This is a genomic window from Halomonas terrestris (assembly GCF_049166755.1).
Classification (GTDB): Bacteria; Pseudomonadota; Gammaproteobacteria; order Pseudomonadales; family Halomonadaceae; genus Halomonas.
Genome location: NZ_JBMHFZ010000002.1, coordinates 327035 through 351673, shown reverse-complemented (window position 1 = coordinate 351673; position 24639 = coordinate 327035). Strand labels below are relative to the sequence as shown.

Genomic DNA, 24639 nt, shown 5'->3' with positions numbered 1-24639 from the left:
CACCGAGTCAGGAACTCCCATGATCGCCGTCATCTTCGAAGTCATCCCCAGATCCGGCCGCCGCGACCACTACCTCGACATCGCCGCCAGCCTGCGCCCGCTGCTCGACGAGATCGACGGATTCATCTCCATCGAACGCTTCGAGAGTCTCACCCAGCCGGGCAAGATCCTCTCGCTCTCCTTCTGGCGCGACGAGCAGGCCGTGGCCCAGTGGCGCCGGCTCGAACGCCACCGCGCGGCCCAGGCCCAGGGCCGCGAAGGGGTCTTCGACGACTACCGGCTGCGCGTGGCCGGGGTGATGCGCGACTACGGCATGCACGACCGCGAACAGGCACCCGCCGACAGCCGCGAGTGCCACGACTGAGCTCCACTTTTCGAGTGAAGGGATAGCGCCCCGGTAAGGACTTACTTACCGGCAAGGCTCGACCTGGAGCTCCTCCACCTACGGCTCGCGCTGCACGTGCTCGACCCGGCTCCATTCACCGCTGTTGCGATACCGCCACTTGCCACGGCTCGGATACTTGCCACGGCTCGGATAGTTGGAAACGTCCCGCACCAGCGGCTGGCCTCCAGAAAATGCGCGAATGCGTGTCGAAATCGACCACGGTGAATCGACGAAAGGAAGCAGCACCGACAACACACCGCCTGGAGGTCCCCCATGCAACTTTCCACCTACCTGATCTTCGACGGCAACTGCCGTGATGCCTTCGCGTTCTACCAGCGCTGCTTCGGCGCCGAGCTCGAGGCCATGGCCACCTACGCCGAGATGCCCGACAGCGAAGGCATGGAAATCCCCGCGGAAGCCCACGACCTGATCATGCATGCCCGCCTGCGCATCGGCGACCAGTTGTTGATGGCCTCGGACAATGCCCCCATGTGCCCCGTGCCCTACGAAGGCATCAAGGGGGCGAGCATTGCGGTCGGCGTCGACTCGGTGGAAGAGGCCGAACGGCTCTTCAACGCCCTGGCCGACAACGGCACCGTGCAGATGCCGCTCGAGGAGACCTTCTGGGCATATCGTTTCGGCATGCTGGTGGATCGATTCGGCGTTGCCTGGATGATCAACCACGAAAAGGAAGAGCAGGACTCGACCTAGCCGCAGCATCGCGCCCTGCCTCGGCCGCTCGGCGAGCAGACCGATGAAGCGCGAACCTTGGCCGCCGGGCGGCCCCCTTCCCGGTGCAGGCCACCCGTCTGCCCTGACCTTCCCGCCAGTGAGCACCCCCGACAGCAATAAACGGAGTGTGGCCTCTCGACCGGAGCGGGAAAGTGGCAGGGAAACGCCACTTTCGGAGAGAAGAACATGGATCTGCGCAAGCTCATGACTTGGCTGAAGCGTAGCCGCCGAGGTACTGCCAACTATCGGGACCATGTCGCATTGAGAGAGTGTGACGCACGAATGCTGCGCGACATCGGCCTCTATCGCGAGCAGGGGCGACTGCTGCCTCTTCATCCGGAGCGAGGGGAGGCGATCGACCAGTTCCCCTCCCGGCTGGAACGGTAGCAACGCCGTCACCCATGTCACACGACGCCTTCCTGAATCGTCATCACTGTGACGGCCACTCGGCCTTCATCACCCGATCTTCCCCCAACGATTCAGGAATCCTGTCATGAGCCAGGGCACTCCCTTCATCGCCCGCAAGGCACTGCCCGACAAGCTGGCACGGCGGATGTCATGAATGGCGCTCGACTATCGCACGGCAACCACTCTCACTGGACTGAGGGTCCAGCAACCCGATGATCCACTCGCGCACGGCGGCGATGGCCGGCTCCTCGAGCCGCTCGGGTGGGTAGACGAGTTGGAAGGGAGCGGCCTTGATCTCGGGACCGAAAGGCTGGACCAGGCGTCCCTGGCGCAGCTCCTCCTCGATCAGGTAGCGGCTCATCAGGGCCACCCCCTGGCCATCCAGGGCGGCCGCGATACCGTGCGTCTCGTCGGAGAACAGCAGCCTGGCGCTGACGTCGAGCCCCGGCACCTGGACCTGGCGCTGCCAGGCCGCCCAGTCCACCGGCGTGGGCGAGGAGAAGTGCAGCAGCGTATGGCGGACCAGCTCGCCGGGCTCCTTCAGCCCCAGCGCAGGGCTGCAGGCCGGTATGAAGACATTGTCGAACAGCTTCTCGGCCACCAGTCCGGGCCAGGGGCCCTCGCCATAGCGGATCGCCATGTCGGCGACGACACCATCCAGGGCGACCGCTTCGTGGGAGACCTGGATGCTCAGGTCGATCTGCGGATGGGCGTCGCGCAGCAGGCAGACCCAGGGCAGCAGCCAGCGTGCGGCCACCGCCGGCGTGGTGGAGAGCGTTACCGACTGCCGAGCCGGTGGCCGGCGCAGCTTGGCCACCGTCTCGGCGATGGCATCGAAGGAGTCGCTCAGCACGCCAAGCAGCGCCTGCCCCTGGGCGGTCAGCACCAGCTGCCGCGGCTTGCGCACGAACAGCGCCACGCCGAGGGCCTCCTCGAGCTGGCGAATCTGATGGCTGATCGCCGTCGGCGTCACCGAAAGCTCCTCGGCGGCCCGCTTGGCACTGAGGTGGCGCGCCGCCGCCTCGAAGGCGCGCAGGGCGGAAAGGGAGGGGAGTCGTCGCGGCATCATGGATGAATTCTATTTTCCGTTGGCGGAAAAGAATCGTCGTTTGTCGCCCCATAGGGCTTCTGGCTTGATGACACGAGCTGCCGATCACAGCTGAAAGCAGCTCATGCAAAAGATCCTACACCCAACGAAGGAGAAAGCCCATGACGCGCCTGCTGCACCTCGACGCCAGCCCGCGCCCCGGACGCGCCGGCACACACGAACACGGTTCGCACACCCGCCGCCTGACCCACCACTTCGTTTCCCGCTGGCGCACCCTGGAGCCGGACACCGAGGTCGTCTATCGCGATCTCGGCGCCACCCCGCCGCAGTTGACCAGTGTCGAATGGATCGAGGCCGCCTTCACGCCCGCCGAACAGCAAAGCGTATCGATGCGAGCGGTACTCGCCGAGAGCGATGCGCTGGTCGACGAGGTCGAACGGGCCGACATCCTGGTGCTCGGCGTGCCCATGTACAACTTCGGTCCCCCGGCCGCGTTCAAGGCGTGGATCGACAATATCGTCCGCGTAGGCCGCACTGTCGATTTCGATCCTCAGCAGGCCTCCCACCCCTTCATGCCATTGGCGCAATACGTGCCGCTGCTGGCCGATCATGAACGGCATGCCGTGCTGCTCTCCTCCCGCGGTGGTTACGACTTCGACCCGGGACGTACCCTCGCCGCCTTCAACCACCTCGAGCCCAGCGCACGCACCGCCCTGCAGTTCATCGGCATCGGCGGCTTCCACGACATCGCCATCGAGCACCAGGAGGAAGGCGGCGAGGCGCTGGCGGCCTCGACCAAGAGCGCCCTGGCGCGCATCGATCGACTGGTCGAGCGGTTGCATCGCGAGTTGGCAACACCACGCCTGACGCAGCCGGCATGATGACGGCCCTTCGAGACGCGAACACGGGCGCTTGGCGCCCCGCCTTGCGTCTCTCCGCTATGAGGCCTGACTCACCGCCGCCCTGTCGGTCACCGGGTCGGCCTTGGCGCCGGCCGCCTCGCGGCGCTCCGAGTAGCGATCCACCAGCGTCTCGGCGTAGGGCCGCAGCAGCAGGGTGAAACGCACCAGTTCCTCCATCACGTCGACGATGCGATCGTAGAGTGGCGAGGGGCGCATGCGGCCGGCCTCGTCGAACTCCTGGTAGGCCCTGGGCACGCTGGACTGGTTGGGGATGGTGGTCATGCGCATCCAGCGACCCAGCAGGCGCAGGGTATTCACCGCATTGAACGACTGCGAGCCGCCGCTGACCTGCATCACCGCCAGCGTGCGCCCCTGGGTGGGCCGCACCGCCCCCATGCTCAGCGGCAGGTGGTCGATCTGGGTCTTCATCACGCCGGTGATCTGGCCGTGCCGCTCGGGGCTGCACCACACCTGCCCCTCGGACCAGATGGCGAGTTCGCGCAGCTCCTGCACCGCCGGGTGATCATCGCCGGCCACCTGGTCCGGCAGCGGCAGGTCCGACGGGTCGAAGATGCGCGTCTCGGCGCCGAAGAAGCGCAGCAGCCGTGCGGCCTCCTCCACCGCCAGGCGCGAACAGGAGCGCTCGCGCAGCGAACCGTAGAGCAGCAGGAAGCGCGGCGGATGGCCCAGCGGATCGGGCAAGTTCTCGCCGGGCCGCTGACGGGCGAAACGCTCGTCGAGGGCCGGCAGATAGTCGGGGTCGGACAGCGTGCGAAGCCTCATGTCGCCTCCTTCATGGCGTGTGTTTGCAGGACGAACAGCGCCCCCAGGCCGGCGAGCCCCAGGGCGGCGGAGAACAGCAGCGCCTGGGTGCCGAAGCGCTCGATCAGCAGGGCGAAGGCCAGCGGTGCCAGCGCCTGGCCGAAGCGCGCCGGCACCACCAGCGCCGAGGAGAACGCCGCGAACACCGTGCCGGTGGAAAGGTCGAGGTCCCGCGCCATGGGCACGGCGAGGATCGCCGGCAGGTAGTAGGTCGAGCCCCAGGCCAGGGTCTGGGACACGCCCAGGGCGATGACCACGCGGGTGCGAGCGTTCACCTGACACCTCGACCATCGAGGTATCGAGACCTGAAAAGACGCCTTGCCCTCATCCTTCCCGCTCCTCCCGATCCGCCGTCGCCCTCCCCGCCATGCGGCGGCTCTCGACGATGCAGTCCGTGGCTTCCAGCCAGGCATCCACCGCCACCTGGAAGGCCTCCCGGCCCTTCTCCGTGAGCGCGTAGACCTTGCGCGTGCGCCCCTGCACCACCTCGGCGGTCGCGCTCAGGTAGCCCCCCGCCTCGAACTCGTTGAGCATCGGGTAGACCGTTCCCTCCGAGGGGCTGCAGCAACCCCTGGTGCTCTTCTCCACCGCCTGCACCACCTCGTAGCCGTGCATCGGCTTGCGGTGCAACACGCTGAGCACGAAGAACTTCGACAGCGACATCTTGATGGTGCCGCGCCAGTAGGCAGGGTCGCTGTAGTCCGGGACCTTGCGGCCGCCGGCAGGTGTCGATCCGGGCGTTGTCATGGGTCGAAGCCTATACCTCGATGTTCGAGGTGTCAACGTCCCCGCAAGCCGCCGCTACCCGTAGCGTCGCCGCACATGGGCGAGATAGCCGCCCGGGGTGACGCCGGTCACCGCCTTGAAGTCGTGGATGAAGTGCGCCTGGTCGAAATAGCCCGCCTCGTGGGCGATATCGGTGAGCGGCGTGCGTGCCCTGCCCCGCTTGATCAGCTCGCGGCTGTGGGCGACGCGCAGCAGCCGCGCGTAGCGCTTGGGCGAGAGCCCCACATGGCGCTGGAACAGCCGTTCCAGGCGACGCTGGCCGAACGGCAGCTCGTCTACCAGCGCGGCGATGCTGGCCTGGCCTTGTTGACGCTGGAGCCAGCCAAGCGATGTCACCAGGGCCGATGGCGTCCGTTCCGCGTGGCGCAGCCTGGCTCGCAGGTACTCCTCCAGCAGTGCCAGGCGTCCGGCCAGGTCGGGTGCCTGCCACAGCCGCTCGTGCAGTGCTTCGAGTTCCAGCTGGCGCAGGGCATCCCCCGACGTCAGGCCTTCACCGGCCAGGGCCGAGAGTGCCTCGCCGACGAAGGGAAACGCCATGCCCGGCAGGAAGCGCACGCCGAGCAGATCGAGCGAGGCACCCACCGCCAGCCTTGCCGTGCGCCGCTTGGGACCGTCGATCCAGCAGTCACCCAGCACTCGTTCGCCGTCGCGCTCCAGCGCACCGCCGAAGTTGAACAGCAGCCCCGAGGCGCCATCCGGATGCAGCAGCTCCGTGCCCGCCGGCGCGCCGCCCCCTCCCCTCGCCTGCCAGTAGCACTGCACGTAGGGGCGCAGCGCCGCACCGGGGGCGACGCGCTCGAGTGTCAGGCCGGTCATTACCGCCTGGGGTGCAGGACGGAAATCTCCAATGCCGCTGCTGCCAGCCAGGTCAGGCTGGGAAACTTCACTCATGTTCAACGTCTTCCAGCGAAAGGGAGGCCACCCGAAGCGAGACAGTCACCGCCTGGGAGCGCTGGCTATCTAAGCAAAAAGTAGAACGACTCACTAATGCAAGATGTAGAGTAGAGGGCACCCATTTCTCGATTTCACACACTCTCATTCTAGCGGAGCCCTACATGGACAGAACGCGAATCGTGGTCGTCGGCGGTGGCGCCGGCGGACTGGAGCTGGTCACCCGCCTCGGCCGGCGCCTGGGCCGACGCGGCAAGGCCGAGATCACCCTGATAGATCGCAATGCGACCCACATCTGGAAGCCCCTGCTGCATGAGGTCGCCACCGGGGCGCTCGATTCCAGCATCGACGAGATCTCCTACCAGAACCATGCCAGCCTCAATGGCTACCGCTTCCAGCGCGGTACGCTCGAGGGTCTCGACCGCGACGCCCGCCGGCTGCGCCTGGCGGCGGTGCTCGACGACCACGGCGAGGAGGTACTGCCGGCGCGCAGCCTGGACTACGACCTGCTGGTGCTGTCACTGGGTAGCGTGAGCAACGACTTCGGCACGACCGGTGTCGCCGAGCACTGCCACTTCCTCGACAGTCCGGCCCAGGCGGAAGCCTTCCGCCACGACATGCTCAACACCTTCCTGCGCTACAGCGCCCCCGAGCGGCGCCACCATCCGCGGCTCACCGTGGGCATCGTCGGCGCCGGCGCCACCGGCGTGGAGCTTTCGGCGGAGCTCTACGACGCCTCGCGCATGCTGCACAGCTACGGCTTCACCGAGATGGACAGCCGCCATCTGGAAGTTCACCTGATCGAGGCGGCGTCGGATGTACTGCCGGCCCTGCCCGAGCGCATTCGCGGTGCCGTGCGCACCGAGCTGGAACGCCTGGGCGTGCAGGTGCATACCGGCACCCGGGTGGTGAGCGTCGAGGAGGGTGCCATCGTCACTGCCGACGAGCAGCGCATCGAGACGGACCTCAACGTCTGGGCCGCCGGCATCAAGGCCCCCGAGGTGCTGAGCAAGCTGGGGCTCACCCTGGACCGCAACCAGCGCATCAAGGTGGAGCCGACGCTGCAGAGTGTCGACGACCCCAACATCTTCGTCTTCGGCGACTGTGCCAGCTGCCCGCAGCCGGACGGCTCCATGGTGCCGCCGCGGGCCCAGGCCGCCCACCAGCAGGCCCAGCGGCTCTACAAGAACCTGGTTGCCCGGCTCGACAACCGCACGCTCAAGACCTTCCTCTATCGCGACCGCGGCTCGCTCATCTCGCTGGCCCATTTCGAGGCGATCGGCAGCCTGATGCGCGGGGCCTCGGCACGCAGCCTGTTCATCGAGGGGCGGCTGGCCAAGTTCTTCTACGCCTCGCTCTACCGCATGCACCAGCGTGCCATCCACGGCACGGCCAAGACGGCACTCATCCTGCTCTCGGACGGGCTCAACCGCTTCATTCGCCCGCGCATGAAGCTGCACTGAGGCCGAAAATCTACAATCGAGGCGGTAACCGCCGTGTCAGGGTGGGGCTTCCAATACCTTATGGAGTCCCACCCATGCGCATGAACCACTTTTCCGCCAGCCCAGCCGGCCTCAAGGCCATGCTCGACCTGCAAGGCCATGTCCAGAAGGCCGCCGAAAACGGCGAACTGGGCGACGGCCTGGTGGCGCTGGTCTATACCCGCGTCTCCCAGATCAACGGCTGCGCCTACTGCATCGACATGCACACCCAGGACGCGCGCAAGGCCGGCGAAAGCGAGCAGCGGCTCTACGCCCTGAGCGCCTGGCGCGAGACGCCCTTCTTCACCCCGCGCGAGCGGGCCGCCCTGGCCTGGGCCGAGGCCCACACCCTGATCGCCGGCCGCGGCATCGACGACGCCCTGTTCGACGCCACCCGTGCCCACTTCTCGGAGCAGGGCCTGGTCGACCTGACCCTGGCGATCTGCACCATCAACGCCTGGAACCGCCTGGCGATCGGCTTCGCGGCGGACGCCGGCAGCTACCGCCCCGACTGATCCGACTGCCTCAGGTGCCGCGGCCATGGCTCGGCCGCGCGAACGGGTGAGGACAGCCCGCTGCCCTCACCCTGCCAGGGCCTGGCGCAGCCCCCCGAAGCGGCGCCGGTACTGGGCCGGCGTCAGGCCGACCTTGCGCCGGAACAGCCGCCCGAAGAAGGTGCCATCCTCGTAGCCCACGGCCTCGGCGATGGCATCCACGGGCGTCTTCTCGGTCTCCAGCATCTGCTTGGCCTCTTCCAGGCGCAGGGTGTGCACGTACTCCATGGGCGTCAGGCCGGTGGCCTTGCGGAAGCGACGATGAAAGCTGCGCTCGCTCAGCCCCGAGACCTCGATCAAGGCGGCCACGGGCGACGGCTCGTCGTAGTGCTCGGCGATCCACGCCTGGCAGCGGGCGATCACGGCATCCTCGGACTGGCGGGTGCGCGCGAGCATGGCGAAGGGCAGCTGACCGGCAGCATGCCAGTCGATAAGGAACAGCCTGGCGAGATGCATCGCCTCGTCGATGTCGGCCAGGCGCGCGACGAGGTACAGCGCCAGATCGGTCCAGGAGGTGCCGCCCCCCGCCATGACCAGGCGACTTCCGGTTCCCCCGATCACCAGCGCGCGATGGGGATGCACCCGAACCTCCGGATAGCGACCCAGCACATCGCAGTAGGCCCAGTGCGTGGTGGCGTCCTCGCCCCGCAGCAGCCCCGCCTCGGCCAGCAACAGGGCGCCCGAGCAGGCGGTGGCCAGGATCGCGCCGGCGGCATGGCAGCGCTTGATCCACTCGACCTCCTCGGTATAGCGGCCCTCGAGCACCGCTTCGGGCGGCAGCATGATCTCGGGGATGCACACCACGTCGGGCACCCAATCCAGGCCGGTGTCGGGAACGATGCGCACGCCGTTGGCGATGGTCAGTTCACGCGTGCCGCTGCGAGCGACCACCCTGGGCACGAATAGCGGCTCGCCGGCCTTGCCCTCGATCAGGGCGGGCCAGTCGCGCCCCGCAGCGGCGAAGACGTCGTAGACCCCGTAGAGGGTGGACGCGGCCACTTCCGGGATGGCCAGCAGGGCAATGGAGGGCTTGTGTCTCGACATGGCGGAAACCGCCGGTTTGTGTCCGTGGGGACTTCAGTGTAACCCAGCCGGGAGCGCCAGAATGCAGTCTCAGAGGCTTCAACGACTGGCGAGGACACGCCCATGAGAGAGACAGGATCGACGTTCCCCGAGATGATCGAGCGGCGGGTGCTCGAGGACATGCACCGCGTCGCGGATGCCGACACGCGCGCCGCGCTCGGCCTGCGCACGACAGTGATCGGCGACGCCCTGGTGTCGATCGCCGAGCATGACCCGACGAACATCCTCCTCAATCGAGCCCTGGGCCTGGGCGAGCAGGAGGCAGTATCGCCCGGGAACGTCGCCGCGATCGTGACCGAGTATCGCCGGGCGGGTATCGAGCAGTTCTTCATTCACGTGAACGACGGCATTCGCCCGCCAGCGATCCGTGATTGGCTGGCGGATAACGGGCTGGTCAAGCGACGCGGCTGGGTCAAGTTCACCCGCCAGCTGCCCCCGACGGCGGGGACCGACTCGGAGACGCCTTCCTTCACCGTCCGCAGAGTCGAGAGCGCGGCCGACGCCGACGCCTTTGCTCGTATCGTCTGCGCCGGCTTCGACATGGCGGACGCGTTCCGCGGCGTGGTGCGTGGTCTCGCGAAGGAGCCGAACTGGCATCTCTTCATGACCTGCGAGGGCGACACGCCGATCGGCACCGGCGGGCTCCATGTCCACGGCAACCTCGGCTGGTTCGACTTCGGTGCGACCGACCCCGACCATCGCAGGCGAGGCAGCCAGCGCACCCTGATGGCTGCCCGCCTGCGCCACGCCGCCGCACTGGGCTGCCGCACCCTGGTCACGGCCACGGGGGAAGCGGCCGAAGGAGACCCGCAGCACTCCCAGGAACATCACCCGAGCAGGATTCCGGCCGGTCTACACACGCGAGAACTACGGCCCGCCGAAGCGCTGATCGCACCTGCCTCAGGTGCCGAGCTGCTCGCCCTCGGACGACGCCCCGGCGAGGGACTCGGCACGCCGCAGCAGGATCGCCTCCTGCTCGGGCGAGAGCACCAGCCCGAACCGCTCGCGCAGCACGCCGGGCAGCGCTTCGACACCGATCCGCCGCAGTTCCGGTGCCTCGCCGGGGCGAAAGGTCTTGAGCTCCAGGTCGGTGAGTGCCAGGCGCTCCGCGTCCCCGTTGCGCTGGGCCACGATCCGCCGCACGAAGGGCGAGCCCGGGTGATGGGAGGCGAGATAGTTGTGCTCTTCGAAGTCAGCGCGAAAGTGGCGCTCGTCGCCGAACTGGTAGAGATTGAACCAGCCATCGTGGCGCCGATGGCGCAGCAGCCAGTACCCCAGCGGCGAGCGTTCCAGGCGGTATTCCCAGCGGCCATGGCGCACCTCGACGCCCTCCTCGAGCGGGACCGGCTCACGCGGGCCGACGTTGCCGACGCCGACATCGACCAGCCACTGCCGCCCCTCCACCGTCACATCGAGGATCGTGTGCCCGATGGCGGTGATCCTGCCCGCGTCGACGCCCATCAGCATCCGCGCGCTGCGCCCCGCGACGGCGAAGCCGAGCCGATCCAGCACCGTGGCGAACAGGGTGTTCTGCTCGTGGCAGTAACCACCGCGCCGCCGCCGTACCAGCTTGTCCTGCAGGCTCTCCAGATCGAGCCGGATCTCGCCACCGGTGACGATCTCCAGGTTCTCGAAGGGCACCGCCTGGAGATGCGCCCGCTGCAGGGCGCGCAGCGTCGCCAGGGTCGGCGTCAACGGGCCCCGGTAATCGATGCGTGCCAGGTAGGCCTCGAGATCGAGAAGCGGCGTCTCCCAACGGGCCGATTCCTGGGGCGAAAGCGGGGACACGGAAGCATTCATGGTGGGGACTCCTTCGCTCGGCGGCACCCTGCCGCGGTGAGTGAGACGGCCGCCGAGGGCGACCTTGCAGCGCAAGGCTAGGACCTCAAGCTCGCTTGAGGTAAAGCACAAGAAGTCCTATCGACCCCATAGTCACCGCCAAGTCCAGACCTGCCCTCGCCTTGCTGCCCCTTGCCGATACGACCTGCGCCAAGGGGTCGCGATGCTCCATGCGGTCAGCGTTGACTCGACTGACAGCAGGCAAAACATGATCTGCTAAGATGAATTAGCCATATGCTTCTGAGACTATGGATGCGGGGATGAATGATCGCCTTCTCAATGGCAGGTGAAAGACAGCAATCGACCCTTAGCGGACATTGCGTGATTACCTAACAATGATGCTACTTACTCACACGAAACACGTTGTTGAAGCAGAAAGCAGAGAGAGAACCGAATGACTGATAAAATTAAAAATGTGTTTGTGAGTCATCACCACAAGGATGATGCGAGCGTTGATGGTCTGACATCCATGGTTTCTGGGAAAGGATATCAACTTAGAAATAGTTCTATCAGAGTGAAACCGGAAAACCAGAAGCGCATAGACAACAAGCAGATTAGTGACAAAACGATAGCTCGGTTACTTCGAATGAAAATGCGTTGGGCAAGTCAGGTAATAGTGGTTATTGGTAAAGAAACTCACCAAAGAGACTGGGTTAACTGGGAAATAAAAGCCGCCCATCAACTTGGGAAGCCCATAATCGGTGTTTATGAAAATGGCCTGAAAGATCAAGTTGAAATACCGGAGAATCTTAAGAAGTATGCGACATCTATTGTCGGATGGAAATCAGATTCAGTCGTCGATGCTTTAGAAGGTAAAACTCAGTTCCAGAATCCGGATGGCTCTCCTTCTCCTAAAATCGACGGTGGGAACGTGACATGTTGATTGATGATAAATCGACTCTATTTGCATATGCGATAACAAGAGATTTTGGCTTTGCGCCAAATCCATTCCACGGTATTTGCACTCTGGCCACATGTAAGCCAGATGTACGTAAATCTGCGAAAGTCGGTGATTGGGTTATGGGTGTGGGAGGAAGTCTACTCAGGCCTGTAAAGGGAAAATGTATTTGTTTGATGAGAGTATCAGAAAAATTGAGCTTCCAGGACTATTGGGATGATGAGCGTTTTTCAATAAAAAAACCCTCAAGAAATGGCAGCAGAGTTCAGATGCTTGGCGATAACATTTATCACAAAGATGATGAGGGCCATTGGCTGCAAGAGGATTCACATCACAGTAATCCTGATGGATCACCAAATCTTGTGAACTTAAGGCGGGACACAGGAAAGACCAATCAAGTTTTGATCTCCGATTGTTTCCTCTATTTTGGAAGTCAGGCAATAGCTATTGACTTGGAGTCAATAGGCTATAGAAGAATTAGAAACTTCAGAAAAATTAAGCTTTCTGAATCTGTTGAAGCGCAAAATTTAATAGCTTCAATTGTTAATCAGAATAAGAGTAATTTAAATCGCGTCATATCAGATCCATGTCAATTTATGGATTCACACCAGCGTGTAGATCAAGGTAGTGGAAAAATTGTGTAATAAGGGACATTAAATGAATTCGCCACGTCGAAAAGTTTTTATTTCTCACTATGGTGCTGATCGTGATGAAGCAGATGCATTTATCCGAAATTTTTCCAATGTATTTATTCCCAAGGTTCTTGGTGCGAATAACAATGATAACTTTATTAATAGCTCAGATACAAATTACGTAATGCAGCGTATTCGAGAAATGTACCTTCAAGATAGCACTGTAACTATTGTGCTTCTTGGAGCATGTACACACAGCAGAAGGTATATCGATTGGGAAATTAAAAGCTCATTGAGACAGGGTAACTTCACACCGAATGGTCTTATGGGGATAGTACTACCAAGCAGAGAAAACAATGCATTTTTGCCAGATAGACTCCAAAGTAATTGGAACTCAAATCATGTTAATTGCTATGCGAGATATTGGTCATATCCGGCTTCTTCACAGCAACTATCTATCTGGATAGAAGATGCTCATCAAGCGCGCACTACACGAGCAAACCTGATTAATAATTCACAAGATATGATGAAGTATAATTCCAGATGCAGAATATGCGGGGTAACACACTAATGAGCACGCTATACACGCCACCACTTTCTGTGAGCTTTGTCTGGAATTTCGCAGATTCCGAAGCTGTTAATCCCGTTATTGAAGTTGTAAAAAAGAGCTTTGCAAGAGACAAAGATAAACCCTTCTCAAGGGGGCTGAACATACCGCTATTTTTCTACAGTTCCCAGAATGCCAATAAGATTCCTCATGACATCCCCGCTGCGCAGGCAAAAAAGAATGTGATTTTTGTATTCACAAGCGTGAATACAAATGGGAGAGACAACTGGCGAGAATACGTGGAAGGGCTTTCAGTATCACCCTCTACTATTATTGTGCCCATTGCCTTGGACAAGGGTGGTTTGGCGCATCATGGGCCTCTTTCAGGAACGAACTGTATTCGACTATATGATTGGCCTCCTGAAAATAGAGAGTTTTACGCAATCGTATCACTAGCACATGAAATTTATCGTCACGGATGCAATGAATTCTCTCCTGATGATCCAAGCAAAGAATCCTCAATAACAATTTTCTTAAGTCATGCCAAAGCCGGAGATACAGGTAGGTTACATTCAGAGGAAATAAAGAAATTTATAGACAATACAAATCTCAATCGATTTTTTGATTCTACAGAAATATCACCTGGATTTCAGTTTGACCAAGAAATCGAGAAATGCGTTAAGAAGTCAACTCTTGTCGCAATCGAAAGTGATGCGTATTCATCTCGATATTGGTGCCAGAGAGAAATATTATGCGCAAAAGAAAACGGGCGCCCCATTGTTGTAGTAAACAGCCTCAATGACTACGAAGACCGTATTTTCCCTGCCGCATCAAACGTTCCATGTGTCCATGTTTCGTCGGAAACCCCATTAAGTCAGCGGGACATATTGCGCATTTTATCAGCCGCAATGCTTGAAACTATTCGTTACACCCATTCTATTCAGTGCCTTAAATTATATAAACATGTTGGATGGATCGAAAATGATTGTGAATTGTCTGCTCGACCGCCGGAAATTAGGCAGGTATTAAAGGTAAAGAGTAGTAAACAGAAAAAGATTTGTTATCCAGAACCGCCAATATATTCGGATGAAGCCGACTGGCACAATCATCTAGATATAGAAGCGTTTACGCCCCTGTGGAACTTGGCTGAACAAGATAACTTGCTTCAGCAGCGAATTGGTATTTCCATTTCTGATGTGCAGGGAGACGGCTTTTCAAGTAATCACATTCATCCTGACCATTTAATTCGATTGGCTCAGGACATTGCCAGACATTTATTGGCACGTTCTGCCACCCTGATCTATGGAGGTGATTTGCGCCCAGATGGATTTACTGAGTTTATTCTTGATGAAGCTTCCATTTTGAAAGAACGCATTGGTGGAGACTTGCCCAAGGTAGAAAATCATTTGGCATGGCCGATATATACAGAGTCCGAGCCGAGGGTTGTGTCATGGCGAGCTAAATATAGTCAAGTAATGAAAACGGAGGAATACGAAATAGCTAGCGATGTTGCGAGCGGGCTTGCGCGGGATGTCTTTTTGCCACCGACTACACCGGACAATTCATATGTTTGGTCGAGATGTTTGACAGAGATGCGGGAAAAGTCTATAGCGTCCTCGACGGCAAGAATTTGTGCTGGTGGAAAGCTATCCGGTTACAAAGGAAAAATGCCGGGGGTATTAGAAGAGATCGTTTTGGCTTTAAACTCCCAAAAGCCGACATTTCTACTTGGGGCATTTGGCGGCGTAGTTGGAGGTGTCTGTAACCTGTTACTCACTAAAGCTGTACCAGAAGAGCTGACTGAGGATTGGCAGAATTCCCACAATTCTGGATATAGCGAGCTGCAAGCTATAGCGAAAAGTCATGGGAAAGCGTGTGATTACAGCGCGATAATCGAATTTCTTCAGAAGCAAAATGTATCAGATTTAGCAACGCGCTGTGGGCTATCTGAGGATGAATACATTAGAATAATGAACTCCCCATTCGTAGATGAATGTCTTTATTTAATCCTTAAAGGATTAAATAAATTGAGTGGCAGAAATTCGTGAATTATGTTTCTGAGACCCAAAAGAGACAGCTAGGAAGGCTGAAAAATGGACGATGATACCAGCATATCTTTTCTTCGACAGTATGAACTGTCCATAGAAAAGACCGACAGATTTTCGAAGGATGAAATCACGCCAATCCTTATGGGGCTATACGGCGAAGTTGGCAGCATTATGGCTACCTCGAAAAAGTATTATCGTGAAAAAAAGGCATATGTTGGCCATAAAGCCGCTGTCGAAGAAGAATTTGGTGATGCTTTCTGGTATTTGTCGGCTTTGTGTCGTCGGTTAGATATCAATATAGAGCGCATTGTCGGAGACTTAGCTGATGATAAGCCAAGCATAAAAAAAACTTCAAGCACTTTGGAATCCAAATCAACTGTTTCAAAAGAGCTTGACGCTGCCTTGATTGATCTCGGCTGTGCCGTTACTGATCTGCTTATAGCGAAAGAAAATGAAGGTCTTTTAAAGAATGAGGTACTAAAAGTTGCCTGTTTATACGGTTCTGCTCTTCGATTAACTGGCCTAGAATTTCGCAAAGTAGTTGAAGATAATTTAATTAAGACGCTTGGTAGATTTTCTGAGCCTGATCTAAGAGAACTTGATGATTTTGACGAAGCATTTCCAAAAGATGAACAGCTACCAAGATATTTTGAAATTCACATTACTCAGAGAAAAAGTGGATTTAGCTATCTTAAGTGGAATGGTGTCTTTATCGGCGATCCTTTGACTGACAATATAAGCAAACCTGATGGTTATCGTTTTCATGATGTTTTTCATATGGCTCACGCCGCAGTTCTTCACTGGTCACCCACTTTAAGAGCACTTATCAAGCAAAAAAGAAAAAGTGATCCTACGACAGATAGAGATCAGGATGGTGGGCGTGCAATAGTTGTTGAAGAAGGCTTAACCGCATGGCTATTTTCCTATGCGCAAGGGCTGGATAATTTTGAGGGACATGATGGCGTATCCTTCGATGTTCTAAAGACAATTCAAAAATTTGTTCAAGGCTATGAGGTGGAAAGATGCCCTCTAAAGCTATGGGAAAATGCTATTCTTCAGGGTTATGCAGTATTTAGAGAATTGAAAAAAAATAATGGCGGAATAGTAGTTGGAAATCGAGACAATCGAACTCTCGAATACCGACCGATAGGAGAGAGTCATGAAAGCTGAAGGCTTTGTAAAAGATCTAGCTAATCTAAAGTTCGAAAATGTATTTAATCCATATTCTGAGCGTTGTGAAATATATGATTATTTTGATGCCCCCAAAAAACGACGAGCGATCTTAAAGAAAATGCTAGAGGCCGCGAGCCAAGTAGAAATCGATGCAATTTGGATAGGTCGAGATTTGGGGTATAGAGGTGGAAGACGAACTGGATTAGCATTAACAGATGATGTTCATTTTTGCCACCATGTTGATAGATGGCAGCTTGATTTTGGCCGACTTACAAAAGGAGATGCTGTTCCAGAACGAACAGCAGCAGTGATCTGGAGTATTCTTTCTCAAGTTTCTTCTCCCGTCTTTCTATGGAATGTATTTCCTCTTCATCCGTTTGAATCTGGTTCTCCGTTTAGCAATCGTGCTCATAATTCCAGAGAGCGGAAAGCAGGAGAAGAGTTGCTAGATAATCTCATTGGTTTTCTCAGACCAAAAAGGTTAATTGCTGTAGGAAATGATGCAGAAAATGCAGCAAACAAATTCGAGGATCGCTGTAAGGTATTTAAGGTTCGTCATCCGAGTTACGGTGGTCAGAACATCTTTCTAGATCAGATTCAATCGCTTTACGACATTGATACAACTATTTCACGAAAAATGACCCTATTTGAATAGGGTCAAAAATAGTTAATGTCCGCTATTGGCCGAGTGAAGACCCCAATTGGATAACCGGGAAGAAATTCACATTTCCCCTTCTCAAAGGCTGCTCTTTGCTCCCGCCATCGCGGCCCCATACAGCGGGGCCGCTGATGAAAGCGGGAGGGTCCCGTTACAGCGTCTCTTCCAGGAGCATGGCGAGCCGCTTGTGATGCAGGGCATCGGCGGTCGCATCGTAGGAGGGAGCGTCCTTGGCCGTGAAGCCGTGGGCGGCGCCCTTGTAGAGCTCGGTGGTGAAGTGCACGCCGGCTGTGGCCAGTGCCTCGTCCATGCGGGCGATCTGCTCGGGGGGCAGCAGCTCGTCCTTGTCGGCGTGGCCGAGGTAGACGCGCCCCTCGATGCTGCCGACCAGGTGCACGGAACTGTCCGGGTCGCCGGCCTCCGCCAGCCGGGCCGAATGAAAGCCGGCTGCGGCGGCGACGCGGTCGGGGTGTTCGGCCGCCATGCGCAGCGCGAAGGCCCCGGTCATGCAGTAGCCGACCACGCCTATCCTGCCGTGTGCGAATTCGGCCTCATTATCGATGCAGTCCAACAGGGCGGCGAAATCGCGGGATTGCGCCTCGGGCGTCAGGCGGCCGGCATACTCGAACAGCGTCGGACGCACGTCCGGGTCGCGGAAGGACTTGCCCTCCGGCACGACGGGGCCGCTCGCATCGCGGTAGTAGACGTTGGGCATCAATACGGCATAGCCGTTGTCCGCGATCTGCTGGGCCTTCTCGTGATAGCAGGGGCGCAGGCCGCCGATATCGGTGAACAGCACTACGGCTGGCAGGGGGCCTTTGGCGCTCCCCGGCGTGAAGACATGGGCGTCGATGATGCCGTCGGCGGCAGGGATTTCGATGGCGCGAGACATGAGCGGGCTCCGGGGTATCGATGGGATGAATCTCGTCGGGGACGCATGTCACCAAAGAGGCATCTAACCAGAGACAGGGCAGGTTGACGAGGTCGTTGCCTTGCCACCCTGTCGATTCCGCCGCATCCCGTTCGATTACCGGGTACATGAATGAACCTGGAGGATGAGCACATGCGGAAAGTGATCGTTGGCGCGATGGTGTCACTGGACGGCGTCATGCAGGCACCCGGCGGGCCTCAGGAAGACCCGACCGGCGGTTTCCACCACGGCGGCTGGGTCGCACCGCTGGCGGATGAGGTGTTCGGGGAGGAGATGGGCAAGCTGTTCGAACATCCCTTCGATCTGCTGCTCGGGCGCAAGACGTACGAGATCTTCGCCGCGCACTGGCCCCATGCCGAGAATGGCCCGGATGACGCCATCGCCAGAACCTTCAACTCGATTACCAAGTACGTGGCGACCCGCAAGGGACTGGAACTGACCTGGCAGGGCTCGGTGGCCCTCGGCGATGCGGCGTCCGATGTCGCCAGGCTGAAACAGGGAGACGGGCCGACGCTGCTCACCCAGGGCAGTACCGAGCTGATCCACACGCTGCTTGCCGGCGACCTCGTCGATGAGATTCATACGTTCACCTTTCCCGTGGTGCTGGGGAACGGCAAGAAGCTGTTCGACGACGGCGGCAAGGCGGCAGCGTTCAAGCTCACCGGCAGTCGCGTGTCGCCCAACGGCATCGTGATCGCCAGGTATGAGCGCGAAGGCTCGGTGAAGACCGGCGACTTTGCCATGGAGCCGCCGTCTGCGGCGGAAGTAGCAAGGCGCGAGAAGATGCAGCGGGAAGCCCAGGAGTGATCTCTCGACAGGTTGTTCATCCGGAGCCTACCCGGAAACTGGGGGTGCGAACCAAACCAACCTCCAGGGGGCCCGGATGAACACCCATAAGAATGCCCGTCTCACTCCGCAGGGTCGATCCCTGCTGGCAGCCCGTGTCATCGATGAAGGCTGGCGGCCATCGACGGCAGGCCGTTGTGGTGGTTTCGAAGAATGGCTTACGCTTTCTGGAAAACCAGGCGAGAGGGAACGAGCCGATGACGCTGTGTGCCGTGCAGGACGCCTCCGCGACGGCGATATCGAAGGGAACGTGGCACGCCACGCCGAGTGCCGCCCGCCTCGATGCCTCCCCCCGGCCGACGAGCGGACCGGCTCCTGGGCCCCCCTTGCCGCAGGCGAACGAATGAAGCTGATCCTCAGCCGCAAGGGCTTCGACTCTTCCGCCGGCGGCGTGCCGAGCCCCATCTTTCCCGACGGCCGGATGGTCACCCTGCCGATTCCGGATGCCGCTTCGACGATTCGCTACCGGGATATCGCCCACGACGGCGCCTCGCTCGGCGATCTGGTCGGCCAGCTCACCCGGGGCAAGGTGACCCCCGAGGACGGCGCCCATCTCGACCCCGACCTGATCTCCGACATGCTGCCTCGCATGCCCGGCTGGCGGCCGCTCTTCGGGCAGGCCGGCCAGGCCCAGGGGCACCTGCGCAACCAGGGGGTCGGGCCGGGCGACCTGTTCCTCTTCTTCGGGCTCTTCCGGCGCGTCGAGCCCCACGACGGTGCCTGGCGCTGGGCCCCCGATTCCCGCCCCTGCCATGTCGTCTGGGGCTGGCTGCAGGTCGGCTCGGTGGTGGCGGTGGACGAGGCACGCTCGGGGGACTTCGCCTGGGCGGCCTATCACCCCCACTTCCGACGCGGGGCCGATCCCGGCAACGTGCTCTACCTGGCCGCTCGCCGGCTCGGCCTGCCGGGGCTCGGCGAGACACTGCCCGGTGCCGGCGTCTTCCCGCGCTTCGCAGCGGAGCGCCAGCTGACCGCCCCCCATGCCGCCAACACCTCCACCTGGCGGCTGCCCGCGTGGTGCTATCCGGAAGCGGGCCGCCGGCCCCTGACCTACCACGCGAACCGCCAACGGTGGCGCAAGCGCGACGCTCACGCCGAGCTGACCGCGGCGGCACGCGGCCAGGAGTTCGTCCTCGACGGCGACGACTACCCGCAAGCCCTGCCCTGGGCAGGCGACCTGATCCGCAATCTCGATCGGTAGGCGACGCCACCGGTGTCGCCACGCCGGCTGCTAGCCGTGCATGTCGCGAAATGCCTCGATCACATGCCCCACCAGGGCCTCGCTGGCCTCGCCCGCGCCGCCCCGCTTGACCAGTTCCAGCTGGTAGTCGCCGAGGGGCGGCAGCAGGGCCCTGTCGATCCGGCGCAGCGGCGGCCGGACCAGGGTCAGCGGGAAGGGGGAAACCGCCAGGTCGGCGAGCATGGCGGCCTCCTGCCCGGCGGAGTGCTCGCAGGTGTAGGCGATGCGGTAGCTCACCCCGGCCCGGTCGAGGGCGTCGAGGGCCATCCCCCGCCAGGCACAGCCATGGTGGGCCAACGCCACCGGCAGCGGCGAGCGCTGGGCGGCGATCCCGCCTTCGCGCCCGGCCCACACCAGTGGCTCGCTGTGCACGATCTCGCCCCGTACCGGCTGCCCCGGGTTGCCGGAGGTGACCAGCACCAGGTCGAGTTCGCCGGCGTCCAGGCGCGCCAGTATCCCCGTGCTGCCGCCCACCACCACCTCGACCTGCACCGCCGGGTGCGAGCGGGCGAACCGCGCCAGCACCCCGGGCAGGATGCGCGTGCCCACGTCATCGGTGGTCCCGATGCTCACCCGCCCCTCCAGCGACGGCGCCAGGAACTGGGTCACCGCCTCCTCGTTGAGCTTGAGCAACCGGCGCCCATAGCCCAGCAGCACCTCGCCCTCCGGCGTGAGCCGCACCTGGCGCGCCTCGCGCACGAACAGCGTCTGGCCCAGGGTCTCTTCCAGGCGCTTGATCTGCATGCTCAGGGCCGAGGGGGTGCGAAACACCTGCCGGGCAGCGCGGGTGAAGCTGCCGCTCTCGGCGATGGCGACGAAGGTGCGCAGCACGTCGGTATCCAGCAGCGGCAACGGTGCGCACCCGGTGGATGGCATCTGGGTCATGGCCCTAACCTTTCAGAAATTCTTAAAGGTCAATGTAAGCCTTTTCGCTGGATTGATCAAAAGACCCGGGCCATGCTGTCCCCCAGAGGTCGCGACCCTCCACCCACCCGCAAGCAGACACCGGCAGCCGCCCGCCTGGCGGCCGCCTGGATGGAGGTGCGAGATGAGCCAGTACGAACCGATTCGCCGCCCGAGAGTCGCCGACAAGCCGGCGCCACCGCCAGTACCGGACTTCTATATGCCGGCCATGCCGCCCCTGGGGCTGATCACCGCCGTGGAGCACTGGTGCCACGCCTTTCGCCGCCGGTGGCAGTTCCGGCGGCGCTTCCTGCCGCTGCTCGCCCATGACGACCATATCCTCGACGACATGGGCCACCGCCGCGACGACATCCTGTGGGCATCGCGCCTGCCGCTGCGGGTCGATGCGCTGAAGGCCATCGAGGAGCGCCGGGCGCTGCGCAAGGCCCGGCAGGGCGATTCCCCCCCGCCGGCCCCCAAGTCACCCTGAGGCACCCGGGCTCCTGGCGAACTCCCGCCAGGAGCCCTGGCCCATGCCACTGCCCCGCCGATTGCGATCGCCTCCGCCGCGGCCCGGCCGCTACTCCCCTTCCAGGCCGTCGAGCAGCTTGCCGAGCAGCCGGCCCAGTGTCTCCTGCTCCTCCCGGCTGAGGCCGGCGAGCAGGCCCGCCTCGTTCTCGACATGCAGCGGGACGAGCCTGTCCATCATCTCCCGCCCCTCGTCCGTCAGCGAGACCAGGGTGCCACGACGATCCTCGGGGTTGGGGGTGCGCACGATCAGTCCGGCCCGCTCCAGGCGATCCAGCCGGTTGGTCATGCCCCCGGACGAGACCATCAGGGTGCCGAACAACTGGGTCGGCGTCAGCGCATAGGGGGCGCCGGAACGGCGCAGGGTGGCCAGCACGTCGAACTCGCCCAGCTGCAGGCCATGGGCCTTGAAGAAGGCCTCCAACTGGTTCCGGGTGATCACCTGGCTGGTCTTCAGGTAGCCGACCACCTCCATCGGGAGCAGGTCGAGGCCGGGCATCTCGCGCTGCCACTGGGCGATCGCCGATTTCACTCTGTTCATTGCCAACCATTTATCTCGATGCTAAGGTGCTTTTATCTTGATGAAAAGATACTTTGTGTGGAGATACTTTCCGCCAAGCTACGGGAGGAGGGATGATGTCGAACGCAACGCTGTCGCGCAAGGGGACGGATCGGGCCGGGTTCCACGCCCTGGGCTGCCTGCTGCTGGTCGGCACCTTCCTGGCACTGTCGCTGGTGGTGGCCAAGCTGGCGGACGGCGCGGGGGCGCCGCGGCTGACCTTCCTGATGACGGCCATGGCCGGGGCCGGGATCGTGCTGGCCACCATCGGGGCGCTGCAACGGCGGTCGATGGCACTCAACCGCCGCACCCTGGAGTACGCCGCCGTGGCCGGGGCCCTGTTCGCCGTGCCCAACGCCCTGGCCTTCCTCGCGGTACGCCATGTCGGCGCGGGCTTCATCTCGCTCAGCTTCGCCTTCCCGATCCTCGTCACCTGGTTGCTGGCCGTCTGGCTGAGCCTGGAGCGGCTGCGCGCGCTGCGCCTGCTGGGCGTGCTGCTGGGGCTCGCCGGGGGGCTGGTGCTGGCCGCGGCCAAGGCCGGCGGCGCCGGCGGTGGCCAGGGGTGGGTCCTGCTGGTGCTGGCCATGCCGCTGGTGATCGCGCTGGGCAACATCTACCGCACCCTGCGCTGGCCCGACGGCACCGCGCCGGTGTTCCTGGCGGCGCTGATGATGTTCGGCGGCGCCGCGACGCTGGTGCCCTTCGTGCTGCTGCTCGAACCCGGCCAGTCCCTGGCGCTGTTCACCAGCGGTGCCGTTCTGCGGTTGCTGCTGGTGGAGGTCGCCGTGTTCTCGGTGCTCTACCTCGTCTACTTCGTGCTGCAGAAAATCGCCGGCCCCGTCTACCTGAGCCAGATCGGCACGGTGGCGGCGCTGGTCGGCACGCTGATCGCGGTGCTGGCACTCGGCGAGGCCCCGCCCCCCAACCTGGGCCTGGCCGCGTTGCTGGTGGCGCTCGGCACCGTGCTCTTCCATCGCGGCGCCCGCGCCGCGTCCGTCCCGAGTGGCGCCCGGACCACCTGATGGCGTCACGTTTCCCCGACAAGGAGTCATCATGAGCCTCATCGAAGCCCTGAACTGGCGTTACGCCACCAAGCGCATGAACGGCGAGCGTGTGCCCCGGGCACAGGTCGACCGGATCCTGGAGGCGGTGCGCCTGGCCCCCTCCTCCTACGGCCTGCAGCCCTACTCCGTGCTGGTGATCGAGGACCGGGCGCTGCGCGAGCGGATCAGCCCGGTGGCCTTCGACCAGCCGCAGATCACCCAGTCCTCGCACCTGCTGGTGTTCGCCGCCTGGGATCCCGTCGAGGAGGCCCAGGTCGACGACCTGATCCGGCTCACCGCCGAGACACGCGGCCAGCACCCGGACGAGCTGGCGGCATACGGGAACACCATCAAGGGCGCCGTCGGCGGCTTCGCCTCGGCCCGGGAGAAATTCCAGTGGGCGGCCAAGCAGGCCTACCTGGCGCTGGGCACGGCACTCGCCGCGGCGGCCGCGGAGCGCGTGGACGCCTCGCCCATGGAGGGCTTCGACCCGGCGGGGCTGGATGACCTGCTGGGGCTCAGGGCGCAGAACCTGCGCAGCGTGGTGCTGATGGCGCTGGGCTATCGCGACGGCGAGGCCGACCGGCACGCCGGCCTCGAGAAGGTACGCTGGCCCCGGGAGAAGCTGTTCGTCCACCTGCCGTCGGCATAGCGACGGCGGGCCGCCGGCGACGTCGAGCACGCGATTCCCCTCGGCTCACCGCCGAGCCCGGCAGGCGAGACCCGGCGCCAGGCAGCAGCAACCGGGTGCGCACCGTGACGGGCTGATGCCGGCCCGTCACGGTGCTATCGTAAGCCCTTCCCCGAGCCGTGATGGAAGGAAACGCCGCATGAAATATCTCGGAGCCCACGTCAGTGCCGCCGGCGGCCCCGACCAGGCCGTGTTGCGCGCCGTGGAGATCGGCGCCGACGCCTTCGCGCTGTTCACCAAGAACCAGCGCCAGTGGCACGCCAAGCCGCTGACCGACGAGGCCATCGAGGCCTTCCGCACGGCCTGCCACGAGCACGGCTTCGGCCCGGGGCAGATCCTTCCCCACGACAGCTACCTGATCAACCTCGGCCACCCGGATGCCGCCGGGCTCGAGAAGTCCCGCGCGGCCTTCCTCGACGAGTTCCAGCGCTGCGAGCAGCTCGGGCTCACCCTGCTCAACTTCCACCCCGGCAGCCACCTGAAGAAGATCAGCGAACGCGAGTGCCTGACCCGTATCGCCGACTCGATCAACCATGTGCTCGCCGAGACCCGGGGCGTCACTGCGGTGATCGAGAACACCGCCGGCCAGGGCACCAACCTGGGCTGGCGCTTCGAGCACCTCGCCGAGATCATCGACCAGGTCGACGACCGGTCGCGGGTCGGGGTGTGCATCGACACCTGCCACGCCTTCGCCGCCGGCTATGACCTGCGCACGCCGGAGGCCTGCACCGCGACGCTGGACGAGTTCGACAAGGTGGTCGGCTTCGAGTATCTGCGCGGCATGCACCTGAACGACGCCAAGAGCGAATTCGCCAGCCGCGTCGACCGCCACCACAGCCTGGGCCAGGGCAACATCGGGCTCGACGCCTTCACCACCCTCATGCGCGACCCGCGCATCGACGAGATCCCCATGATACTGGAGACCATCGAGCCGGCGATCTGGGCCGAGGAGATCGCCTGGTTGCGCGCCCAGGCCGCGGGCGACTGACACCTTCCGCCCGGCGCCGCCGG

Annotated in this window: 28 protein-coding genes and 1 pseudogene; 19 read left to right on the top strand and 10 right to left on the bottom strand. The window is 61.8% G+C overall.

The window, feature by feature from the left end:
- Window positions 1-19: 19 nt before the first annotated feature.
- The 3 genes from ACOMD9_RS03940 to ACOMD9_RS03930 all read left to right on the top strand — a co-directional run bounded on the left by ACOMD9_RS03940 (window position 20) and on the right by ACOMD9_RS03930 (window position 1504).
- Window positions 20-364 (top strand): antibiotic biosynthesis monooxygenase family protein, encoded by a 345-nt coding sequence (locus tag ACOMD9_RS03940; protein WP_421412245.1) that lies wholly within the window; start codon window positions 20-22, stop codon window positions 362-364.
- A gap of 294 nt (window positions 365-658) precedes the next feature.
- Window positions 659-1096 (top strand): VOC family protein, encoded by a 438-nt coding sequence (locus ACOMD9_RS03935; protein ID WP_421412244.1) that lies wholly within the window; start codon window positions 659-661, stop codon window positions 1094-1096.
- Window positions 1097-1303: 207 nt separating this feature from the next.
- The gene (locus ACOMD9_RS03930) at window positions 1304-1504 is read left to right on the top strand and encodes a hypothetical protein (protein WP_421412243.1); all 201 of its coding nucleotides are present in this window, start codon (window positions 1304-1306) and stop codon (window positions 1502-1504) included.
- Window positions 1505-1673: 169 nt separating this feature from the next.
- Here the strand turns inward: ACOMD9_RS03930 and gcvA are convergent, their stop codons facing one another.
- Complete coding sequence (gcvA, locus tag ACOMD9_RS03925) at window positions 1674-2594, bottom strand: transcriptional regulator GcvA (protein WP_421412242.1); 921 nt, start codon at window positions 2592-2594, stop codon at window positions 1674-1676.
- 140 nt (window positions 2595-2734) lie between these two features.
- On the opposite strand from gcvA, the gene ACOMD9_RS03920 reads away from it, so the two are divergent.
- On the top strand, window positions 2735-3454 hold the full coding sequence (locus ACOMD9_RS03920) for an FMN-dependent NADH-azoreductase (protein WP_421412241.1): 720 nt from the start codon (window positions 2735-2737) through the stop codon (window positions 3452-3454).
- Between the two features lie 57 nt (window positions 3455-3511).
- Here ACOMD9_RS03920 and arsH read toward each other — a convergent pair whose 3' ends face one another.
- The 4 genes from arsH to ACOMD9_RS03900 are packed head-to-tail and all read right to left on the bottom strand — an operon-like array spanning window position 3512 to window position 5974.
- Window positions 3512-4258, bottom strand: a complete 747-nt coding sequence (gene arsH, locus ACOMD9_RS03915; RefSeq protein ID WP_421412240.1) for an arsenical resistance protein ArsH — start codon at window positions 4256-4258, stop codon at window positions 3512-3514.
- Complete coding sequence (locus tag ACOMD9_RS03910; protein ID WP_421412239.1) at window positions 4255-4572, bottom strand: hypothetical protein; 318 nt, start codon at window positions 4570-4572, stop codon at window positions 4255-4257. The genes arsH and ACOMD9_RS03910 overlap by 4 nt, the downstream gene beginning before the upstream one ends.
- Window positions 4573-4621: 49 nt before the next feature.
- A complete protein-coding gene (locus ACOMD9_RS03905; RefSeq protein WP_421412238.1) occupies window positions 4622-5044 on the bottom strand; it encodes a PadR family transcriptional regulator in 423 nt (140 codons plus the stop codon).
- Window positions 5045-5098: 54 nt separating this feature from the next.
- A complete protein-coding gene (locus tag ACOMD9_RS03900; protein ID WP_421412237.1) occupies window positions 5099-5974 on the bottom strand; it encodes a helix-turn-helix domain-containing protein in 876 nt (291 codons plus the stop codon).
- A gap of 164 nt (window positions 5975-6138) precedes the next feature.
- Between ACOMD9_RS03900 and ACOMD9_RS03895 the strand changes: the two genes are divergently transcribed.
- Both ACOMD9_RS03895 and ACOMD9_RS03890 read left to right on the top strand, forming a co-directional pair.
- Window positions 6139-7437, top strand: a complete 1299-nt coding sequence (locus ACOMD9_RS03895) for an NAD(P)/FAD-dependent oxidoreductase (protein ID WP_421412236.1) — start codon at window positions 6139-6141, stop codon at window positions 7435-7437.
- An 80-nt stretch (window positions 7438-7517) separates the two neighbouring features.
- Window positions 7518-7970, top strand: coding sequence for a carboxymuconolactone decarboxylase family protein (locus ACOMD9_RS03890; protein ID WP_421412235.1), 453 nt, complete (start codon window positions 7518-7520; stop codon window positions 7968-7970).
- Window positions 7971-8036: 66 nt separating this feature from the next.
- Here ACOMD9_RS03890 and ACOMD9_RS03885 read toward each other — a convergent pair whose 3' ends face one another.
- Complete coding sequence (locus ACOMD9_RS03885; RefSeq protein WP_421412234.1) at window positions 8037-9053, bottom strand: GlxA family transcriptional regulator; 1017 nt, start codon at window positions 9051-9053, stop codon at window positions 8037-8039.
- A gap of 102 nt (window positions 9054-9155) precedes the next feature.
- On the opposite strand from ACOMD9_RS03885, the pseudogene ACOMD9_RS03880 reads away from it, so the two are divergent.
- Window positions 9156-9818 (top strand): annotated as a pseudogene (locus ACOMD9_RS03880) (hypothetical protein); the annotation flags it as partial.
- A 174-nt stretch (window positions 9819-9992) separates the two neighbouring features.
- Here ACOMD9_RS03880 and ACOMD9_RS03875 read toward each other — a convergent pair.
- Complete coding sequence (locus ACOMD9_RS03875; protein WP_421412233.1) at window positions 9993-10892, bottom strand: arylamine N-acetyltransferase family protein; 900 nt, start codon at window positions 10890-10892, stop codon at window positions 9993-9995.
- A 433-nt stretch (window positions 10893-11325) separates the two neighbouring features.
- Between ACOMD9_RS03875 and ACOMD9_RS03870 the strand changes: the two genes are divergently transcribed.
- Genes ACOMD9_RS03870 through ACOMD9_RS03845 form a run of 6 tightly spaced genes read left to right on the top strand, consistent with a single transcriptional unit; the run spans window position 11326 to window position 16884 of the window.
- Entirely contained in the window at window positions 11326-11814 is a 489-nt protein-coding gene (locus tag ACOMD9_RS03870; RefSeq protein WP_421412232.1) for a TIR domain-containing protein, read from the top strand.
- Window positions 11808-12473, top strand: a complete 666-nt coding sequence (locus ACOMD9_RS03865; protein WP_421412231.1) for an Nmad2 family putative nucleotide modification protein — start codon at window positions 11808-11810, stop codon at window positions 12471-12473. The genes ACOMD9_RS03870 and ACOMD9_RS03865 overlap by 7 nt, the downstream gene beginning before the upstream one ends.
- A gap of 13 nt (window positions 12474-12486) precedes the next feature.
- Window positions 12487-13032, top strand: a complete 546-nt coding sequence (locus ACOMD9_RS03860; protein ID WP_421412230.1) for a TIR domain-containing protein — start codon at window positions 12487-12489, stop codon at window positions 13030-13032.
- The gene (locus ACOMD9_RS03855; RefSeq protein ID WP_421412229.1) at window positions 13032-15056 is read left to right on the top strand and encodes a hypothetical protein; all 2025 of its coding nucleotides are present in this window, start codon (window positions 13032-13034) and stop codon (window positions 15054-15056) included. Before ACOMD9_RS03860 ends, ACOMD9_RS03855 begins: the two co-directional genes overlap by 1 nt.
- A 45-nt stretch (window positions 15057-15101) precedes the next feature.
- Window positions 15102-16226: a nucleoside triphosphate pyrophosphohydrolase family protein gene (locus ACOMD9_RS03850; RefSeq protein WP_421412228.1), complete on the top strand. Its 1125-nt coding sequence runs from the start codon at window positions 15102-15104 to the stop codon at window positions 16224-16226.
- Complete coding sequence (locus ACOMD9_RS03845; RefSeq protein WP_421412227.1) at window positions 16216-16884, top strand: uracil-DNA glycosylase; 669 nt, start codon at window positions 16216-16218, stop codon at window positions 16882-16884. The genes ACOMD9_RS03850 and ACOMD9_RS03845 overlap by 11 nt, the downstream gene beginning before the upstream one ends.
- A 154-nt stretch (window positions 16885-17038) precedes the next feature.
- Here the strand turns inward: ACOMD9_RS03845 and ACOMD9_RS03840 are convergent, their stop codons facing one another.
- Window positions 17039-17779: a dienelactone hydrolase family protein gene (locus ACOMD9_RS03840; protein ID WP_421412226.1), complete on the bottom strand. Its 741-nt coding sequence runs from the start codon at window positions 17777-17779 to the stop codon at window positions 17039-17041.
- A 150-nt stretch (window positions 17780-17929) separates the two neighbouring features.
- Here ACOMD9_RS03840 and ACOMD9_RS03835 point away from each other — a divergent pair, with 150 nt between their 5' ends.
- Both ACOMD9_RS03835 and ACOMD9_RS03830 read left to right on the top strand, forming a co-directional pair.
- Entirely contained in the window at window positions 17930-18625 is a 696-nt protein-coding gene (locus ACOMD9_RS03835) for a dihydrofolate reductase family protein (protein ID WP_421412225.1), read from the top strand.
- Between the two features lie 382 nt (window positions 18626-19007).
- Window positions 19008-19865, top strand: coding sequence for an Nmad3 family putative nucleotide modification protein (locus ACOMD9_RS03830; RefSeq protein ID WP_421412224.1), 858 nt, complete (start codon window positions 19008-19010; stop codon window positions 19863-19865).
- 30 nt (window positions 19866-19895) lie between these two features.
- Here ACOMD9_RS03830 and ACOMD9_RS03825 read toward each other — a convergent pair whose 3' ends face one another.
- Window positions 19896-20789 (bottom strand): LysR substrate-binding domain-containing protein, encoded by an 894-nt coding sequence (locus tag ACOMD9_RS03825; RefSeq protein ID WP_421412223.1) that lies wholly within the window; start codon window positions 20787-20789, stop codon window positions 19896-19898.
- A 163-nt stretch (window positions 20790-20952) separates the two neighbouring features.
- On the opposite strand from ACOMD9_RS03825, the gene ACOMD9_RS03820 reads away from it, so the two are divergent.
- Window positions 20953-21297, top strand: coding sequence for a hypothetical protein (locus ACOMD9_RS03820; RefSeq protein ID WP_421412222.1), 345 nt, complete (start codon window positions 20953-20955; stop codon window positions 21295-21297).
- 90 nt (window positions 21298-21387) lie between these two features.
- Here ACOMD9_RS03820 and ACOMD9_RS03815 read toward each other — a convergent pair whose 3' ends face one another.
- Window positions 21388-21876: a MarR family winged helix-turn-helix transcriptional regulator gene (locus ACOMD9_RS03815; protein WP_421412221.1), complete on the bottom strand. Its 489-nt coding sequence runs from the start codon at window positions 21874-21876 to the stop codon at window positions 21388-21390.
- Between the two features lie 92 nt (window positions 21877-21968).
- Here ACOMD9_RS03815 and ACOMD9_RS03810 point away from each other — a divergent pair, with 92 nt between their 5' ends.
- From ACOMD9_RS03810 to nfo, 3 genes are all read left to right on the top strand, one after another.
- Window positions 21969-22916, top strand: a complete 948-nt coding sequence (locus tag ACOMD9_RS03810; protein ID WP_421412220.1) for an EamA family transporter — start codon at window positions 21969-21971, stop codon at window positions 22914-22916.
- A gap of 31 nt (window positions 22917-22947) precedes the next feature.
- The gene (locus ACOMD9_RS03805; RefSeq protein ID WP_421412219.1) at window positions 22948-23589 is read left to right on the top strand and encodes a nitroreductase family protein; all 642 of its coding nucleotides are present in this window, start codon (window positions 22948-22950) and stop codon (window positions 23587-23589) included.
- A gap of 178 nt (window positions 23590-23767) precedes the next feature.
- A complete protein-coding gene (gene nfo, locus ACOMD9_RS03800) occupies window positions 23768-24616 on the top strand; it encodes a deoxyribonuclease IV (RefSeq protein ID WP_421412218.1) in 849 nt (282 codons plus the stop codon).
- The last annotated feature ends 23 nt before the right edge of the window (window positions 24617-24639 follow it).